The sequence below is a fragment of the Pseudoalteromonas sp. ATL1 genome, from assembly GCF_058933015.1.
The window spans coordinates 518,437-535,979 of the sequence record NZ_JBZYXL010000001.1 but is presented as its reverse complement, the minus strand read 5'-3'; the positions used below and the strand labels follow the sequence as shown (position 1 = coordinate 535,979).

Annotated in this window: 11 protein-coding genes, 2 tRNA genes and 4 rRNA genes; 14 read left to right on the top strand and 3 right to left on the bottom strand. The window is 46.5% G+C overall.

Annotated elements, in window-relative coordinates; translation table 11 throughout:
- The first annotated feature begins 108 nt into the window (after nucleotides 1-108).
- The 6 genes from AC5FX4_RS02465 to hemF all read left to right on the top strand — a co-directional run bounded on the left by AC5FX4_RS02465 (nucleotide 109) and on the right by hemF (nucleotide 4,973).
- The gene (locus AC5FX4_RS02465; protein ID WP_493604937.1) at nucleotides 109-1,230 is read left to right on the top strand and encodes a LysM peptidoglycan-binding domain-containing protein; all 1,122 of its coding nucleotides are present in this window, start codon (nucleotides 109-111) and stop codon (nucleotides 1,228-1,230) included.
- A 30-nt stretch (nucleotides 1,231-1,260) separates the two neighbouring features.
- A complete protein-coding gene (gene dprA, locus AC5FX4_RS02460; RefSeq protein WP_493604936.1) occupies nucleotides 1,261-2,355 on the top strand; it encodes a DNA-processing protein DprA in 1,095 nt (364 codons plus the stop codon).
- Between the two features lie 2 nt (nucleotides 2,356-2,357).
- Nucleotides 2,358-2,831: a DUF494 family protein gene (locus AC5FX4_RS02455; RefSeq protein WP_493604935.1), complete on the top strand. Its 474-nt coding sequence runs from the start codon at nucleotides 2,358-2,360 to the stop codon at nucleotides 2,829-2,831.
- An 81-nt stretch (nucleotides 2,832-2,912) separates the two neighbouring features.
- On the top strand, nucleotides 2,913-3,500 hold the full coding sequence (locus AC5FX4_RS02450; protein WP_493604934.1) for a DNA topoisomerase family protein: 588 nt from the start codon (nucleotides 2,913-2,915) through the stop codon (nucleotides 3,498-3,500).
- Nucleotides 3,481-4,050: an L-threonylcarbamoyladenylate synthase type 1 TsaC gene (gene tsaC, locus AC5FX4_RS02445; RefSeq protein ID WP_493604933.1), complete on the top strand. Its 570-nt coding sequence runs from the start codon at nucleotides 3,481-3,483 to the stop codon at nucleotides 4,048-4,050. Before AC5FX4_RS02450 ends, tsaC begins: the two co-directional genes overlap by 20 nt.
- An 8-nt stretch (nucleotides 4,051-4,058) precedes the next feature.
- Nucleotides 4,059-4,973 carry an oxygen-dependent coproporphyrinogen oxidase gene (hemF, locus tag AC5FX4_RS02440; RefSeq protein WP_493604932.1) on the top strand — a complete coding sequence of 305 codons (915 nt, stop codon included), beginning with the start codon at nucleotides 4,059-4,061 and terminating at the stop codon, nucleotides 4,971-4,973.
- Between the two features lie 67 nt (nucleotides 4,974-5,040).
- Here hemF and AC5FX4_RS02435 read toward each other — a convergent pair whose 3' ends face one another.
- Nucleotides 5,041-6,648, bottom strand: coding sequence for a methyl-accepting chemotaxis protein (locus tag AC5FX4_RS02435; protein WP_493604931.1), 1,608 nt, complete (start codon nucleotides 6,646-6,648; stop codon nucleotides 5,041-5,043).
- Between the two features lie 94 nt (nucleotides 6,649-6,742).
- Nucleotides 6,743-7,192 (bottom strand): group II truncated hemoglobin, encoded by a 450-nt coding sequence (locus AC5FX4_RS02430; RefSeq protein WP_493604930.1) that lies wholly within the window; start codon nucleotides 7,190-7,192, stop codon nucleotides 6,743-6,745.
- Nucleotides 7,193-7,218: 26 nt separating this feature from the next.
- Between AC5FX4_RS02430 and aroE the strand changes: the two genes are divergently transcribed.
- On the top strand, nucleotides 7,219-8,040 hold the full coding sequence (gene aroE / locus AC5FX4_RS02425) for a shikimate dehydrogenase (protein WP_493604929.1): 822 nt from the start codon (nucleotides 7,219-7,221) through the stop codon (nucleotides 8,038-8,040).
- Nucleotides 8,041-8,283 carry a DUF1488 family protein gene (locus tag AC5FX4_RS02420; protein ID WP_493604928.1) on the top strand — a complete coding sequence of 81 codons (243 nt, stop codon included), beginning with the start codon at nucleotides 8,041-8,043 and terminating at the stop codon, nucleotides 8,281-8,283.
- On the opposite strand, the gene AC5FX4_RS02415 is transcribed toward AC5FX4_RS02420, so the two are convergent.
- Nucleotides 8,266-8,799: a gamma carbonic anhydrase family protein gene (locus AC5FX4_RS02415; RefSeq protein ID WP_493604927.1), complete on the bottom strand. Its 534-nt coding sequence runs from the start codon at nucleotides 8,797-8,799 to the stop codon at nucleotides 8,266-8,268. The two genes, AC5FX4_RS02420 and AC5FX4_RS02415, sit on opposite strands and share 18 nt — an antisense overlap.
- 608 nt (nucleotides 8,800-9,407) lie before the next feature.
- Here AC5FX4_RS02415 and AC5FX4_RS02410 point away from each other — a divergent pair.
- The 6 genes from AC5FX4_RS02410 (at nucleotide 9,408) to AC5FX4_RS02385 (ending at nucleotide 17,447) form a co-directional block, all read left to right on the top strand.
- Nucleotides 9,408-10,946: ribosomal RNA gene (locus AC5FX4_RS02410) — 16S ribosomal RNA — on the top strand.
- Between the two features lie 267 nt (nucleotides 10,947-11,213).
- A 23S ribosomal RNA gene (locus AC5FX4_RS02405) occupies nucleotides 11,214-14,192 on the top strand.
- Between the two features lie 94 nt (nucleotides 14,193-14,286).
- Nucleotides 14,287-14,401 (top strand): 5S ribosomal RNA (rrf, locus tag AC5FX4_RS02400).
- 1,232 nt (nucleotides 14,402-15,633) lie between these two features.
- Nucleotides 15,634-17,172 (top strand): 16S ribosomal RNA (locus AC5FX4_RS02395).
- The 16S, 23S and 5S rRNA genes sit together here with 2 tRNA genes alongside, the layout of an rRNA operon.
- 77 nt (nucleotides 17,173-17,249) lie before the next feature.
- Nucleotides 17,250-17,326, top strand: a tRNA-Ile gene (locus tag AC5FX4_RS02390).
- 45 nt (nucleotides 17,327-17,371) lie between these two features.
- Nucleotides 17,372-17,447: transfer RNA gene (locus tag AC5FX4_RS02385), tRNA-Ala, on the top strand.
- Nucleotides 17,448-17,543: the final 96 nt, after the last annotated feature.

Below are 17,543 nucleotides of genomic sequence, written 5' to 3'. Positions count from 1 at the left end.
TCGTTTAAGCTTATCTGCATAATTTTGTATGTTCTTATTTTAGCCATTCACGTTCCCCTTTAACAGGTTTTGGTTGATAATATCGAAAAATAACTCAAGGAAGCCGTAATGAAATACCCATTTACTGCTCTGTTCGTCGCAACTTGTGTCTCATTTTGTGTTTTTGCGGACACCGTTAAAGTCAAAAGTGATGCGCCAACCGAATATGTCGTCAAGCAAGGTGACACGTTATGGGATATTTCTAACATCTATTTATCGACTCCTTGGCAGTGGCAAATTCTTTGGAAGCAAAACCCGCAGCTTGAAAATCCCGACCTCATTTTTCCGGGTGATGTACTGCAACTGAAGTATGATGCGCAAGGCAATCCCATTTTGGCATTTAAAAAGAGTGTGAAAAAGCTCTCCCCCAGTGCGCGTGTTGCGCTACAAAAGAGTAACGCAATCCCCACGCTGCCTATGTCGGTACTAGAACCTATTTTGGCCTATGAACTTGCGCTCGATAAAGCGCGGACCGAAAATCGCCCATACATATTGGGTGCAAACTTCAACATCAAACTCGCTACACAAGGGCATTTGCTCTATGTTAAAGGTGATTTACAGCGATATACCCATTATGGGATTTATCGTGTTGGTGAACCCTATTTAGACCCTGTATCGAATAACGTTTTAGCATACAGAACAACGCTAGTAGGCTCAGGCCGAGTGTTGGACGAAGGGAATGTGGCGCAAGGTAAACCCGCCACAGTCCAAGTTGAAATGGTGAAGCAAGAGATCAAAGCGCAGGATATTTTAATGCCTTTATCTGAAGGGCAGAGTTTCAGTGCGCAATTTGGTATGCAGAGGCCAAAACAAGCGGTCGCTGGCAATATCATCGCCAGTGATAACAACCTTCGTGAGTTTGGTTCAACCTCTGTGGTCGTGCTTAATCTTGGAAGAGAACAACAGCTTAAAGAAGGACATGTGCTTGATATTAGCAAGCGTTCACCTACAGTTATCGAAGGTGGTGCGGGGCCCCGCTACGTAGAAGATGCTAACAGCTTTGAGAAGTTCAGCAAAAATGTGCGAGAACTATTTGGTGCTGATACATCTGAGCAAAACGTCGTGTGGACCATGCCCGAGGAAAAAGTTGGAGAACTGATGGTGTTTAAGGTGTACGACAAAGTGAGTTATGCACTGGTCACCAGCGCCACACAGCCAATTAGAATTGGAGACAGTGTTGGCGTAAATTAACAGGTTTTTATTTTGCTCTAAGGAGGGAGCATGGCACAGCATTTATCAATTGAGCAATGCCTAGCGTTGCATGCGTGTAAGGGGCTTGGGATGGCCACCATATCGGCGCTTCAAAATAAACTACCCATCCATTCAATTTTCAAGTTATCCAAATGCGAGTTAACACAGCTTGGCTTGAATGAACAAATTGCCTTTAATCTCGTGCAAACGGATTGGGCTTATTTATCGCGCGTGCAATCGTTTTGTGATAAATCTCAAATCAAGATCGTCAGCTATTTTGACGAATGTTACCCAGAACTCTTAAAAGAAATAGCCAGTCCACCACTTATTTTGTTCTGCAAAGGGGAGGTGTCGCTGCTGCATAGGCCACAAATTGCCATTGTTGGTAGTCGTAATGCGACAGCGACAGGTTTAGAGATAGCCTCTGAATTTGCACATCAACTCAATAATATAGGGCTGGTTGTAACATCAGGGTTAGCGCGTGGTATTGATGGTGCCGCACATAAAGGCGCACTTGCCAGCAAGGGTGAAACTATCGCTGTACTTGGCACGGGGGTTGATATTATTTACCCCAAACGCCATAACCTTTTATATCAGCAAGTTTTGGAAAAAGGCTTGGTGGTGAGTGAGTTTTTCCCGGGGACGGCGCCCAGTGCCACACATTTTCCGCGTCGGAATCGTGTGATATCGGGACTTTCGTTGGGGGTTGTACTGGTAGAAGGCCAGTTAAAAAGCGGCTCACTGATCACTGCCAGATATGCGCTCGAGCAGAACCGAGAAGTATTTGCAGTGCCTGGCTCAATAAAAAGTTCACTTTCACAAGGTAGTCATTATTTGATAAAACAGGGGGCAAAGCTGACCGAGAATGTTGAAGACATCATCGAAGATGTGAGCTTTTTGTCCCAAAACGGTCTATATAATATAGAAAGTGTGATAAAAAACGATTCACCACAGGAGGACTGCCCAGTACTACAAAACCTTGGCTTTGAGGTCACTTCAGTGGACACCTTATCGCAAAGGACCCAATGGCCAGTTGAACGTGTGGTAACGCGTTTATTGGACCTAGAGCTTGAAGATAAAGTAGAACGCGTCTTAGACGGCTACATTAAATTAGCGAGGGGTTAATCATGTTTGATATCCTAATGTATCTTTTTGAGAACTATATCCACAGTGAAGCGGATATCTTTGTTGAGCAAAATGAGTTAACCGATGAGTTGTTACGGGCAGGTTTTAATCAAGAGGAAATTTACAAAGCGCTAGATTGGTTAGAGCAGCTGGCTGATTTACAGCACAGCGATGAAATACCTTATCTAAACAGCAAGGCGGAAAGCGCCATTCGAATATATACCCCGCAAGAATGCGAAATGCTTGATGTTGAGTGCCGCGGATTTCTGATGTTTGTAGAGCAAGTGGGTGTGATTGATTCTACCACTCGCGAAATGGTCATTGACCGCTTGTTTGCACTCGAAAAGCCCCATATAGGATTAGATGACTTAAAATGGGTCATTTTAATGGTGCTCTTTAACGTGCCAGGTAAAGAACAAGCCTATGCGCAGATGGAAGATCTGATTTTTGATGAACCGGGTGGCTATTTGCACTAATTGGTTTTTGGGGTCAAAACTTGACCCCAAATATATGGCGGTTATATTAGGCGCAAAGTTGAGCTCGAGCTATAAAATCCTATGAGTAAGATAGACCATTCTTTGTTTAACGCGGATCGTCATGCCTTAGAAAAAGAGTATGAAGTGTGCCCAGAATGTGGTTCAGAATTAGTGATGAAGCACAGTAAAAATGGGCCTTTTTTAGGATGCGCCAGTTATCCAAATTGCAATTTTATTCGACCGCTCGCTCAACACGATAATCACGATATCAAGGTACTTGATGATTCACCTTGCCCAGAGTGCAGCTTGCCGCTGGTGATCCGTAATGGTCGTTACGGTATGTTTATCGGCTGTACGGGTTATCCAGCTTGTCACTACATAGCCCATGATGAGCAAGAAGAAGAGGCCGAACAAGGCGTGGCATGCCCCAAATGCCATAAAGGCTCACTAGCCAAACGAAAGAATAAGTACGGCAAGTTCTTTTACTCGTGTGATAAATACCCGCACTGTAAATACAGTCTTAACCAAAAACCGGTGGCACGTACCTGCCCCGCATGTGGTTGGTCTGTGATGTTGGAAAAACAACGTGCAGGTAAAGCTGTGTTACAATGCCCACAAAAGGCATGTCAGCATAAAGTCGAGAACCCGAGTGACGAACAATCCCAATAACTTTGATGATGTATGTGAAACCTTAAACGCAGGGGGAGTCATTTGCTATCCCACAGAAGCTGTATACGGGTTAGGTTGTGATCCTGATAATCAACAAGCGGTCGAAAAACTATTAGCCATTAAACAACGTGATGTAAGCAAGGGTTTGATTCTGCTGGCGGACAATTATGGGCAATGTTTACGCTACGTTGATGACGCAAAGATCCCAATGGACAAGCGCACCGAACTTTTTTCTTCATGGCCTGGCGCTATTACTTGGTTATTGCCTGCTAAGGCAAGCACGCCCAAATGGCTGACTGGCAGTCATGACACCATTGCGGTGCGCATCACCGCTCATCCTGAATGTAAAGCATTATGTCAGTTATTCGGTAAGCCATTGGTATCAACGAGTGCCAACTTATCGGGCGAACAGCCCGTCATGAGCCTAGACGAGGCCCGTTTGGCTTTTAATGGCCAAGTGGATTGTTATGTGCAAGGGGAGCTTGGTGGTAACACTGCGCCTAGTCAAATTAAACACGCACTTACAGGTGCCGTTATTCGAGGGAATTAATCACAATTATGAGTAAGGTGAATTTAGAAACGGTCAAAGCGTTTTTACTGTCATTGCAAGATTCAATCTGTGCGAGTTTGGAACAAGCCGATGGCCAAGCCAAATTTGTAGAAGATGCTTGGACACGCGAAGAAGGCGGTGGTGGTCGCACCCGTGTGATCCGAGACGGTGCGGTTATCGAGCAAGGTGGCGTAAATTACTCACATGTTTTTGGCGAGTCAATGCCAGCATCAGCGACTGCACATCGCCCTGAACTGGCAGGACGCAGCTTTCATGCTTGTGGCGTATCCCTTGTGATCCACCCAAAAAATCCACACATACCAACAAGTCATGCCAATGTTCGCTTTTTTATCGCCGAAAAAGAAGGTGAAGAGCCAATTTGGTGGTTTGGTGGGGGTTTTGATTTAACGCCTTTTTACCCTGAGCTGGATGATGTTAAGCATTGGCATCAGGTGGCACACGATTTATGCGCGCCTTTCGGTGAGCAAGTTTATGATGATTACAAAAAGTGGTGTGATGACTACTTTTATTTAAAGCATCGTGGTGAAACCCGAGGTGTGGGTGGATTGTTTTTTGATGATTTAAACCAATGGGGTTTTGAAAAGAGCTTTGCGTTTATGCAAGCGGTTGGTCAGGGTTATTTAGATGCCTATGTGCCAATCATAGAGCGTCGCAAAGATACCGCATTCACCGAACATGAGCGTCAATTCCAGCTTTATCGCCGTGGCCGCTATGTGGAGTTTAACCTGGTATGGGATAGAGGCACGTTATTTGGCTTGCAAACTGGTGGGCGTACTGAGTCTATCTTGATGTCGATGCCACCTTTGGCCCGTTGGGAATATAACTTCACACCGAAAGCGGGTAGTGCGGAAGCCAAGCTGTACGACTTTTATTTGCAGCCGCAAAACTGGCTAGTGCTTTAATCAAATAAAAAAGGCGCCCACGGGGCGCCTAAACACAGCATAACAAATCCTGTAGGAATTAGATTGTTTAATCGAGTTTAAAACTTCTTACTTGCTCATCTAAAGAACGTGCTAGCGAAAGTAACTCCTCACTCACCTGCTTGCTGCCGTGGGCATCAATGAGCGATTGCTCCGCATTATCTCTAATGGCAATCACACTTTGGTTTATCTCTTCTGCGGCCAAATTTTGTTGCTCAGTCGCATCGGCAATTTGTACGTTTAAGTCGTTAATTTCGTGCATTTGATTGGAGATATTTTTCAACGCTTGCGCTACCTTCTTAACTTGTGCGGCTCTATCGTCCGCTTCTTCGCAAGAGGCACTCATGGCTTTAACCGTTTGCTCTGCTTCACTTTGTAGTTTATCGATGGTGCGTTTGATCTCGTCTGTTGAATCATGTGTGCGCGTTGCAAGTGTGCGTACTTCGTCGGCGACAACGGCGAAACCTCTTCCAGCTTCGCCCGCACGAGCAGCTTCAATGGCGGCATTCAGTGCGAGCAGGTTAGTTTGCTCGGCAATACTGCTGATCACTTCGAGTACTTTGCCCACTTCAAGCGTTTGTGCTTGCAGTTGACTGACTTGTGTTGCCGCTTGGCGTACGTCTTGTGCCAGTTGATTAATACTTTGCTCCGTATGCTCGGCAACGGCCATGCTCTCTTCTGCAAGATGATTGCTACTATCCGACTTTTCAGAGGCAAAGTGAGTGGTGTTTTTAACTTCACTGGATGAGCTTTCTAGCTCGTTAATTGCCGCTGCAACGGAGTCGGTCCCTTGTTTTTGTTGTTGGATTGCTTGCTCAGTGGTATCCGCAGAGGTGTAGATGGTTTCCGCAGATTGGATCAGCACCTTTGAGGTATGTGACACCTGACTCATGTTTTCTTTGAAAGAAGCCATCATCTTGTTGTAGTTAATGGCTAAGCGACCTAGTTCATCGTTAATGGTATCGTCGATACGCAGGCTTAAGTCCTTATTTTGTGAAGCCAAGCGCATGGTGCGACCTAGCGTTTTTAAGCGCGTAATAAACAGTTTGCGAAATAACGTGCCCAAAATCACAAAGGTGATCATAAAAATGCCTGTGAGCAGGCCCGTGCTTAACCAGGTGTTGGTTTGTACGCTAGAGTCAATATCATCCAATGAATAGCTGATCCTGACTACGCCCAGCACATCACCTTCTTGTGCTTGGTGGCAGCCTAAGCAATTCGTGCCTTTATAATCTGCTTTTGCGATCATAGGTCGCAAATAGGTCATAATGCGAGAGTCACCTCGGGTTTCTATCAATAATGACTCTTTGCCATTAAGCGCTTGGCGTTCGGTATCGTTTGTTGCAGCTTGATTGGCATTACCTGCACCGTAAATTTTAACGACTTGTGAACCGCGAATAATATGCGCATCTTCGATATTTGGGTGGGCTCTGAGTTTTTGGCTAAGTATTTCTCTATTGGCCATGGTGCCTGTGAGCATCATGGTGTTAATAGAGTCAAAATAGTTATCCGCTAACAAGCGAATATTCTCAGCAACCGTATCTTGTGCCAACTGTTGTTGTTGGCTAGAGCTACTTAAAATGCTGGCGATTAGTACCAAAATACCGGTTACCGCCAGCAAGGCATAAATTTTATGTTGAATAGAAGTCACACGCATCGCACAAATCTCCGTTATAGGATGCGTATTATGAATAAAGTGGTAGAACCAGATTTTGACTTAGCGCAAAGAGCTTGTAAGTTCGCTTGCGACTTTAGTCTTGGTTGATCATATGGCTAGCCAGTTGAGAGAGTGACTGGCGTAGTCCTTCACGAAGTAATGGGTTATCGATTTCCGCATCTAGCGCCTTGTTCATACAGTGCATCCATTGATCTCTGAGTGATTGATCGATAGGAAAAGGCATATGGCGCATTCTCAATCTAGGATGACCGTACTTTTCAACAAACAGATCAGGGCCGCCTAACCAACCCGATAAAAACTCAAAAAATACCTGACGTATTCTATCGAGTGGTTGTGGGTGCATGTCATAGAGTGGTTTTGCATAAGGGTCACTCGCCATGATGTCATAAAATCTATCTGCCAACGCGCGCGCGCCTGATTCGCCCCCCATGATCTCATAAGGTGTTTTTTCTGGCGTAGGTGTGCTGTTGGTATTTTCTTGGCTTGCATCTTTGTTGAAGATGCGTTTAATTAACTGCTTCATAAACTCAATAACTTCTAGGCATAGACATGGATAAATATGCGGTTTTTGGTCACCCAATAAAACACTCTAAATCACCGATGATCCACCAAGCCTTTGCACGGCAATGTGATGAACGGATCAGTTATGAGGCGATTCTAGCACCTTTAGACGGATTTAAAGAGTCTGTTGACGCGTTTTTTACCGCTGGTGGTAAAGGAGCCAATGTGACTCTGCCTTTTAAAGAACAGGCGTTTGCGCTGGTTGATAAATTGACGGAACGCGCGAAACTGGCTGGCGCTGTAAATACCCTCAAGCTGTTAGAGTCTGGGGAACTACTCGGTGACAATACCGATGGTGCGGGCTTGGTTGCTGATTTGCAACACCAAGGTGCACCGCTTGAAAATGCGAAGGTGTTATTGCTTGGCGCGGGCGGTGCGGCACGTGGCTGTATATATCCACTTTTACAGGCAAAAGTATCATCAATAGTGATAGCCAATAGAACGCAAAGCAAAGCGCAGGCCTTGGCTGATGAGTTTCATCAGTTTGGTAATGTGACTGGGTGTGGGCTTGAGGACATCAATGCTCATGATTTTTCAATCGTGATTAATTCCACCTCATCGAGCGTGACTGGTGAAACACCCAATATAGACCCCATCCATATTCAAAGCTGCCTTTTTGCCTACGATATGTTTTATAGTGACAAGCAAACCAGCTTCTTAGAGTGGGTTGCCACGCATAATGACACAGCTCAGCTCGTCGATGGTTTGGGCATGCTCATCGGGCAAGCGGCTGAAGCGTATAATGTATGGCGAGATAAACAACCAGACGTGGCACAAGTCATGATGGCCATGAAGCAAGGCTCTATATAGATGAATCAAAGTATTTTATTTAATGACGATGTAAGCATGGACAGCAAAGCAAACATATTGACGTTTTCGGCAATGGTTGGGGGGATGATTGTGGAATGTAGAATTCCAACGCCCCCCATGAGTGAAGAAGAGGCGCTAGATCATTTCCAAGCAAAGCAATTTGATTATGAAATGATGGCGGAACAACTCATCGAAGATGAAGCGTTTCAAAGCGACGGCAGTGTCTTACTCGCCTTCCTCTAAATATTCATCTTTTAATTGCACGTAATTTTGTGCTGAGACTTTCAAAAAAGCGAGTTCATCCTCCGTTAGAGGGCGGGCTTGCTTGACTGGGCTACCGACATACAAAAAACCGGACTCAAGGGTTTTATTAGGTGGAACGAGTGCGCCGCCACCAATGATCACGTCATCTTCTACAGTCACATTGTCCATCACAATCGCGCCCATACCTACCAAAATACGATTACCTAAAGTACAGCCGTGTAACATGACTTTGTGTCCGACGGTGACGTCATCACCTATGATCAACGGGTAGCCGTGTGGATTACTTTTACTTGCTCTCGTTAAATGAAGCACCGAACCGTCTTGCACATTGGTTCTTTCGCCAATCCTGATGTAGTTAACATCGCCTCTTGCTGCAACCAAGGGCCAAATACTGCTGTTTGCACCAATGGTAATATCACCCACTAATACCGATGATTCATCAACATACACGCCTTGCGCCAATTTAGGTGTGATCCCTTTGTAACTTCTCAACATATATAAGCACCAAATTTCTAGTCTTAACTTAGTGTAGAGCTTTCAATATAAAGAAGCCATAGTGAGTTTATTGAGCTTATACAGGGCTCGCGTGTACATAAAACTACCAAAAATAGCCGTTTCGCTCGAAATTCAGCCGAACAATCTATTTTTATCAATTTTCTTCAAAAAAGCGCTTGCGCTTTTAATTCGCCGCCCTATAATGCGACCCCACTGACACGGAGCGCTACGCACTAAAGCGAAAGTACAACGAGTCAGCGTCAAGTAAAACTTAAGCTTGAAACTTCTTAAAAAGAAACTTCAAATTAAGTGTTGACAAAAAATCGGGAATGCTTAGAATGCACATCCCTCGAGACGCGAAAGTAACTCGAAACGTTCTTTAAAAATATTATGAAGCAATCATCTGTGTGGGCACTCGTACAGATTGAGTTCTAACAGCAAAATCTAGCATAGCTAGAGGATGCAAACAAATTTAGAGTCTCAATTGAACTGAGTGACCAACGGAAACAAGTTTACTTGTTTCAGCACAGTCAATTCGATTTTTCTTTTATAAAGGGAAATCAAAATCAGAATTCAATGAGCACGAAACTTAGGTTTCAAAAAACTTTTAATTGAAGAGTTTGATCATGGCTCAGATTGAACGCTGGCGGCAGGCCTAACACATGCAAGTCGAGCGGTAACATTTCTAGCTTGCTAGAAGATGACGAGCGGCGGACGGGTGAGTAATGCTTGGGAACATGCCTTTAGGTGGGGGACAACAGTTGGAAACGACTGCTAATACCGCATGATGTCTACGGACCAAAGTGGGGGACCTTCGGGCCTCACGCCTAAAGATTGGCCCAAGTGGGATTAGCTAGTTGGTGAGGTAATGGCTCACCAAGGCGACGATCCCTAGCTGGTTTGAGAGGATGATCAGCCACACTGGGACTGAGACACGGCCCAGACTCCTACGGGAGGCAGCAGTGGGGAATATTGCACAATGGGCGCAAGCCTGATGCAGCCATGCCGCGTGTGTGAAGAAGGCCTTCGGGTTGTAAAGCACTTTCAGTAAGGAGGAAAGGTTGGATGTTAATAGCATTCAGCTGTGACGTTACTTACAGAAGAAGCACCGGCTAACTCCGTGCCAGCAGCCGCGGTAATACGGAGGGTGCGAGCGTTAATCGGAATTACTGGGCGTAAAGCGTACGCAGGCGGTTTGTTAAGCGAGATGTGAAAGCCCCGGGCTTAACCTGGGAACTGCATTTCGAACTGGCAAACTAGAGTGTGATAGAGGGTGGTAGAATTTCAGGTGTAGCGGTGAAATGCGTAGAGATCTGAAGGAATACCGATGGCGAAGGCAGCCACCTGGGTCAACACTGACGCTCATGTACGAAAGCGTGGGGAGCAAACAGGATTAGATACCCTGGTAGTCCACGCCGTAAACGATGTCTACTAGAAGCTGGACTCTTCGGAGGACTTTTTCAAAGCTAACGCATTAAGTAGACCGCCTGGGGAGTACGGCCGCAAGGTTAAAACTCAAATGAATTGACGGGGGCCCGCACAAGCGGTGGAGCATGTGGTTTAATTCGATGCAACGCGAAGAACCTTACCTACACTTGACATACAGAGAACTTTCTAGAGATAGATTGGTGCCTTCGGGAACTCTGATACAGGTGCTGCATGGCTGTCGTCAGCTCGTGTTGTGAGATGTTGGGTTAAGTCCCGCAACGAGCGCAACCCCTATCCTTAGTTGCCAGCGATTCGGTCGGGAACTCTAAGGAGACTGCCGGTGATAAACCGGAGGAAGGTGGGGACGACGTCAAGTCATCATGGCCCTTACGTGTAGGGCTACACACGTGCTACAATGGCGCATACAGAGTGCTGCGAGCTCGCGAGAGTCAGCGAATCACTTAAAGTGCGTCGTAGTCCGGATTGGAGTCTGCAACTCGACTCCATGAAGTCGGAATCGCTAGTAATCGCGGATCAGAATGCCGCGGTGAATACGTTCCCGGGCCTTGTACACACCGCCCGTCACACCATGGGAGTGGGTTGCTCCAGAAGTGGTTAGCCTAACCTTCGGGAGGGCGATCACCACGGAGTGATTCATGACTGGGGTGAAGTCGTAACAAGGTAGCCCTAGGGGAACCTGGGGCTGGATCACCTCCTTATACGATTTAGAACTTATTTGTTCGTAGTGTCCACACAGATGATTGTTGCTTGGTCTTATGACTGAGTGATATTGCTCTTTAAAAATTTGGAAAAGCTGATAATTAATTCTTGTAGATATTTATATCTATAAAGAGTTTTCAAAAGTAAAACATGCCGATAAGCAGTTCTTATTAAGGATTTGTTTATTAGCGTCTACTTTAGTATTCAATATTAACTTCTGGCGAAGTTAAACTGTCTTTGACGATACAAACCATTTTGGGTTGTATGGTTAAGTGACTAAGCGTACACGGTGGATGCCTTGGCAGTTGGAGGCGATGAAGGACGTACTAACTTGCGATAAGCCTAGTTGAGCCAGTAAGAGGCGCTTGAGACTAGGATTTCCGAATGGGGAAACCCGGCCCTTTGGGTCATCATGCAGTGAATACATAGCTGTATGAAGCGAACGCGGAGAACTGAAACATCTAAGTACCCGTAGGAAAAGAAATCAACCGAGATTCCGAAAGTAGCGGCGAGCGAAATCGGACTAGCCCTTAAGCTTTAGTGTAGTTAGTGGAACATTCTGGAAAGTTTGACGAAACAGGGTGATAGTCCCGTACACAAAAACTTATCTAAAGTGAAATCGAGTAGGTCGGAGCACGTGAAACTTTGACTGAATATGGGGGGACCATCCTCCAAGGCTAAATACTCCCAACTGACCGATAGTGAACCAGTACCGTGAGGGAAAGGCGAAAAGAACCCCTGTGAGGGGAGTGAAATAGAACCTGAAACCGTGTACGTACAAGCAGTAGGAGCACCTTCGTGGTGTGACTGCGTACCTTTTGTATAATGGGTCAGCGACTTATATTTTGTAGCGAGGTTAACCGAATAGGGTAGCCGTAGCGAAAGCGAGTCTTAACTGGGCGCTTAGTTGCAAGGTATAGACCCGAAACCCGGTGATCTAGCCATGGGCAGGTTGAAGGTTGAGTAACATCAACTGGAGGACCGAACCCACTAACGTTGAAAAGTTAGGGGATGACCTGTGGCTAGGAGTGAAAGGCTAATCAAACCGGGAGATAGCTGGTTCTCCCCGAAATCTATTTAGGTAGAGCCTCGGACGAATACTTACGGGGGTAGAGCACTGTTAAGGCTAGGGGGTCATCCCGACTTACCAACCCTTTGCAAACTCCGAATACCGTAAAGTAATATCCGGGAGACACACGGCGGGTGCTAACGTCCGTCGTGAAGAGGGAAACAACCCAGACCGCCAGCTAAGGTCCCAAAGTGTATGTTAAGTGGGAAACGATGTGGGAAGGCTAAAACAGCTAGGAGGTTGGCTTAGAAGCAGCCACCCTTTAAAGAAAGCGTAATAGCTCACTAGTCGAGTCGGCCTGCGCGGAAGATGTAACGGGGCTAAACATACCACCGAAGCTGCGGCTGCGAATATACCACCCAAACTATTTTAAGATTAACGTTGACGCACGAAGTGCCCAACGGTCAAGCGACCAACACGTTGAGTTGGTAAGAGATAGTTTCGGGGTATATTCGCGGGGTAGGGGAGCGTTCTGTAAGCCGTTGAAGGTGTACCGGGAGGTATGCTGGAGGTATCAGAAGTGCGAATGCTGACATGAGTAACGACAATGCGGGTGAAAAACCCGCACGCCGGAAGACCAAGGGTTCCTATCCCATGTTAATCAGGGTAGGGTAAGTCGACCCCTAAGGCGAGGCTGAAGAGCGTAGTCGATGGGAAACGGGTTAATATTCCCGTACTTGGAATAATTGCGATGGGGGGACGGAGCAGGCTAAGTAAGCATGGCGTTGGTTGTCCATGTGAAAGTGCGTAGGCTGAGAACTTAGGAAAATCCGGGTTCTTAAGGCTGAGACACGAGACGAGCCACTACGGTGGTGAAGTTACTGATGCCCTACTTCCAGGAAAAGCCTCTAAGCTTCAGATTATTTCGAATCGTACCCCAAACCGACACAGGTGGTCAGGTAGAGAATACTAAGGCGCTTGAGAGAACTCGGGTGAAGGAACTAGGCAAAATTGTACCGTAACTTCGGGAGAAGGTACGCTGTTGTTGGTGATGGGATTTACTCCTTAAGCTGACGACAGCCGCAGTGACCAGGTGGCTGGGACTGTTTATTAAAAACACAGCACTGTGCAAAATCGTAAGATGACGTATACGGTGTGACACCTGCCCGGTGCCGGAAGGTTAATTGATGGGGTTAGACGTAAGTCGAAGCTCTTGATCGAAGCCCCGGTAAACGGCGGCCGTAACTATAACGGTCCTAAGGTAGCGAAATTCCTTGTCGGGTAAGTTCCGACCTGCACGAATGGTGTAACCATGGCCACGCTGTCTCCACCCGAGACTCAGTGAAATTGAAATCGCAGTGAAGATGCTGTGTACCCGCGGCTAGACGGAAAGACCCCGTGAACCTTTACTACAGCTTGGCACTGAACATTGAGCCTACATGTGTAGGATAGGTGGGAGGCTTTGAAGCGGTGACGCCAGTCATCGTGGAGTCGACCTTGAAATACCACCCTTGTATGTTTGATGTTCTAACTTAGGCCCCTAATCGGGGTTGAGGACAGTGCCTGGTGGGTAGTTTGACTGGGGCGGTCTCCTCCCAAAGAGTAACGGAGGAGCACGAAGGTTGGCTAAGTACGGTCGGACATCGTACGGTTAGTGTAATGGTAGAAGCCAGCTTAACTGCGAGACAGACACGTCGAGCAGGTACGAAAGTAGGTCATAGTGATCCGGTGGTTCTGAATGGAAGGGCCATCGCTCAACGGATAAAAGGTACTCCGGGGATAACAGGCTGATACCGCCCAAGAGTTCATATCGACGGCGGTGTTTGGCACCTCGATGTCGGCTCATCACATCCTGGGGCTGAAGTCGGTCCCAAGGGTATGGCTGTTCGCCATTTAAAGTGGTACGCGAGCTGGGTTTAGAACGTCGTGAGACAGTTCGGTCCCTATCTGCCGTGGGCGTTTGAGAATTGAGAGGGGCTGCTCCTAGTACGAGAGGACCGGAGTGGACGAACCGCTGGTGTTCGGGTTGTGATGCCAATTGCATTGCCCGGTAGCTACGTTCGGGATCGATAACCGCTGAAAGCATCTAAGCGGGAAGCGAGCCTCGAGATGAGTTCTCACTTTAACTTTAAGTTAACTGAAGGGCCGTTGAAGACTACAACGTTGATAGGCTGGGTGTGGAAGCGTAGTGATACGTTAAGCTAACCAGTACTAATTACCCGTGAGGCTTAACCATACAACGCCAAAGTGGTTTAAGCGACAGAAGTTAGTATTAACTAAAGTAGATTTTTACGAATTATCAGAATTTTTCCAGATTTTATAGAATTTTTCCTGATGACCATAGCGTTTTGGAACCACCTGACCCCATGCCGAACTCAGAAGTGAAACGAAACAGCGTCGATGATAGTGTGGCAGCTGCCATGTGAAAGTAGAACATCGTCAGGATTTTATTTAAAGAAACCCGTTGCATTTATGCGACGGGTTTTTTGCTTTTTGGGGTTTTAAAAAGTTAGTCTCTCAGCGCTTTATAAACTGGCTCACTTCACCTTGCGCAAAAAGAGCGTTTCGCTTCGCTCAAGTCGCTAACCTTTTGCACTGTAGCGTCGATGATAGTGTGGCAGCTGCCATGTGGAAGTAGCCGCTGTGGAGCAGAACATCGCCAGGTCCTAATAAAAGAAAGCCCGATTCGAAAGAGTCGGGCTTTTTTGCGTTATGTGCAAAATTGTCTCTTGGGTTCTTGCAGAAGAAACTCGCTGATAAAGAGACATGTTTGCGCAACGTAAGCCTTTTTATAGAGTACAATCCGACAGCTCTGCGAATAGCTTGCGTTATTATTTAACTACGCTTATGCATCAAAGTTTTCATCGCGTATCCGTGTGCTCACCATTTTATGCTTTTAAATATCGTTTTGATCTTATGTGCTGCATTACAAACATCATTGATGTTTTCCCAAGGTTTCACACAATGGTGAGATTACTTCGTTCTACTCTTTTCGCCTTTCACATCTCAGCGTTAGCTTGGATTCACCAAGAGCCCTAATAGTAACGCCAATTAAGGCAAATCTATTTCTTATTATCCGCTCTTTCATGTTGTGTTACCTTCTATGCTTAGCTAGTTGCATATTATTGTGATGTTCATAGCCGTCAATGAGCTTGTCTTTAATGTAATGCCGATGTAGCGAAAGTTATAAAAACGGTGGTTTCGCTCAAAAATTACGCGAACAATCCATTTTTATCAATTTTCTTCAAAAAAGCACTTGCGCTTTTAATTCGCCGCCCTATAATGCGACCCCACTGACACGGAGCGCTACGCTGAATAAGCAAGGCAACAACGAGTCAGCGTCAAGTAAAACTTAAACTTGAAACTTCTAAAAAAGAAACTTCAAATTAAGTGTTGACAAAAAATCGGGAATGCTTAGAATGCACATCCCTCGAGACGCGAAAGCAACTCGAAACGTTCTTTAAAAATATGAAGCAATCATCTGTGTGGGCACTCGTACAGATTGAGTTCTAACAGCAAAATCTAGCCTAGCTAGAGGATGCAAACAAATTTAGAGTCTCAATTGAACTGAGTGACCAACGGAAACAAGTTTACTTGTTTCAGCACAGTCAATTCGATTTCTTAGGAAATCAAAATCAGAATTCAATGAGCACGAAACTTCGGTTTCAAAAAACTTTTAATTGAAGAGTTTGATCATGGCTCAGATTGAACGCTGGCGGCAGGCCTAACACATGCAAGTCGAGCGGTAACATTTCTAGCTTGCTAGAAGATGACGAGCGGCGGACGGGTGAGTAATGCTTGGGAACATGCCTTTAGGTGGGGGACAACAGTTGGAAACGACTGCTAATACCGCATGATGTCTACGGACCAAAGTGGGGGACCTTCGGGCCTCACGCCTAAAGATTGGCCCAAGTGGGATTAGCTAGTTGGTGAGGTAATGGCTCACCAAGGCGACGATCCCTAGCTGGTTTGAGAGGATGATCAGCCACACTGGGACTGAGACACGGCCCAGACTCCTACGGGAGGCAGCAGTGGGGAATATTGCACAATGGGCGCAAGCCTGATGCAGCCATGCCGCGTGTGTGAAGAAGGCCTTCGGGTTGTAAAGCACTTTCAGTAAGGAGGAAAGGTTGGATGTTAATAGCATTCAGCTGTGACGTTACTTACAGAAGAAGCACCGGCTAACTCCGTGCCAGCAGCCGCGGTAATACGGAGGGTGCGAGCGTTAATCGGAATTACTGGGCGTAAAGCGTACGCAGGCGGTTTGTTAAGCGAGATGTGAAAGCCCCGGGCTTAACCTGGGAACTGCATTTCGAACTGGCAAACTAGAGTGTGATAGAGGGTGGTAGAATTTCAGGTGTAGCGGTGAAATGCGTAGAGATCTGAAGGAATACCGATGGCGAAGGCAGCCACCTGGGTCAACACTGACGCTCATGTACGAAAGCGTGGGGAGCAAACAGGATTAGATACCCTGGTAGTCCACGCCGTAAACGATGTCTACTAGAAGCTGGACTCTTCGGAGGACTTTTTCAAAGCTAACGCATTAAGTAGACCGCCTGGGGAGTACGGCCGCAAGGTTAAAACTCAAATGAATTGACGGGGGCCCGCACAAGCGGTGGAGCATGTGGTTTAATTCGATGCAACGCGAAGAACCTTACCTACACTTGACATACAGAGAATTTTCTAGAGATAGATTAGTGCCTTCGGGAACTCTGATACAGGTGCTGCATGGCTGTCGTCAGCTCGTGTTGTGAGATGTTGGGTTAAGTCCCGCAACGAGCGCAACCCCTATCCTTAGTTGCCAGCGATTCGGTCGGGAACTCTAAGGAGACTGCCGGTGATAAACCGGAGGAAGGTGGGGACGACGTCAAGTCATCATGGCCCTTACGTGTAGGGCTACACACGTGCTACAATGGCGCATACAGAGTGCTGCGAGCTCGCGAGAGTCAGCGAATCACTTAAAGTGCGTCGTAGTCCGGATTGGAGTCTGCAACTCGACTCCATGAAGTCGGAATCGCTAGTAATCGCGGATCAGAATGCCGCGGTGAATACGTTCCCGGGCCTTGTACACACCGCCCGTCACACCATGGGAGTGGGTTGCTCCAGAAGTGGTTAGCCTAACCTTCGGGAGGGCGATCACCACGGAGTGATTCATGACTGGGGTGAAGTCGTAACAAGGTAGCCCTAGGGGAACCTGGGGCTGGATCACCTCCTTATACGATTTAGAACTTATTTGTTCGAAGTGTCCACACAGATGATTGTTGATTAGAATTAGAGAACACAAACATTGTTTGGGTCTGTAGCTCAGCTGGTTAGAGCGCACGCCTGATAAGCGTGAGGTCGGTAGTTCAAGTCTACTCAGACCCACCACTTTGCTTAAAGTCGGTCATAAACAATGTTACACACCAGTATTGTGGGGCTATAGCTCAGCTGGGAGAGCGCCTGCCTTGCACGCAGGAGGTCAGCAGTTCGATCCTGCTTAGCTCCACCACTTTACTTTTTAAAGATAAACATACTTCAGGTAAATCCTGAGTATGAAGTGTGTTTCTCTTTGAGAAGTTAAATTCTCTTGCTCTTTAAAAATTTG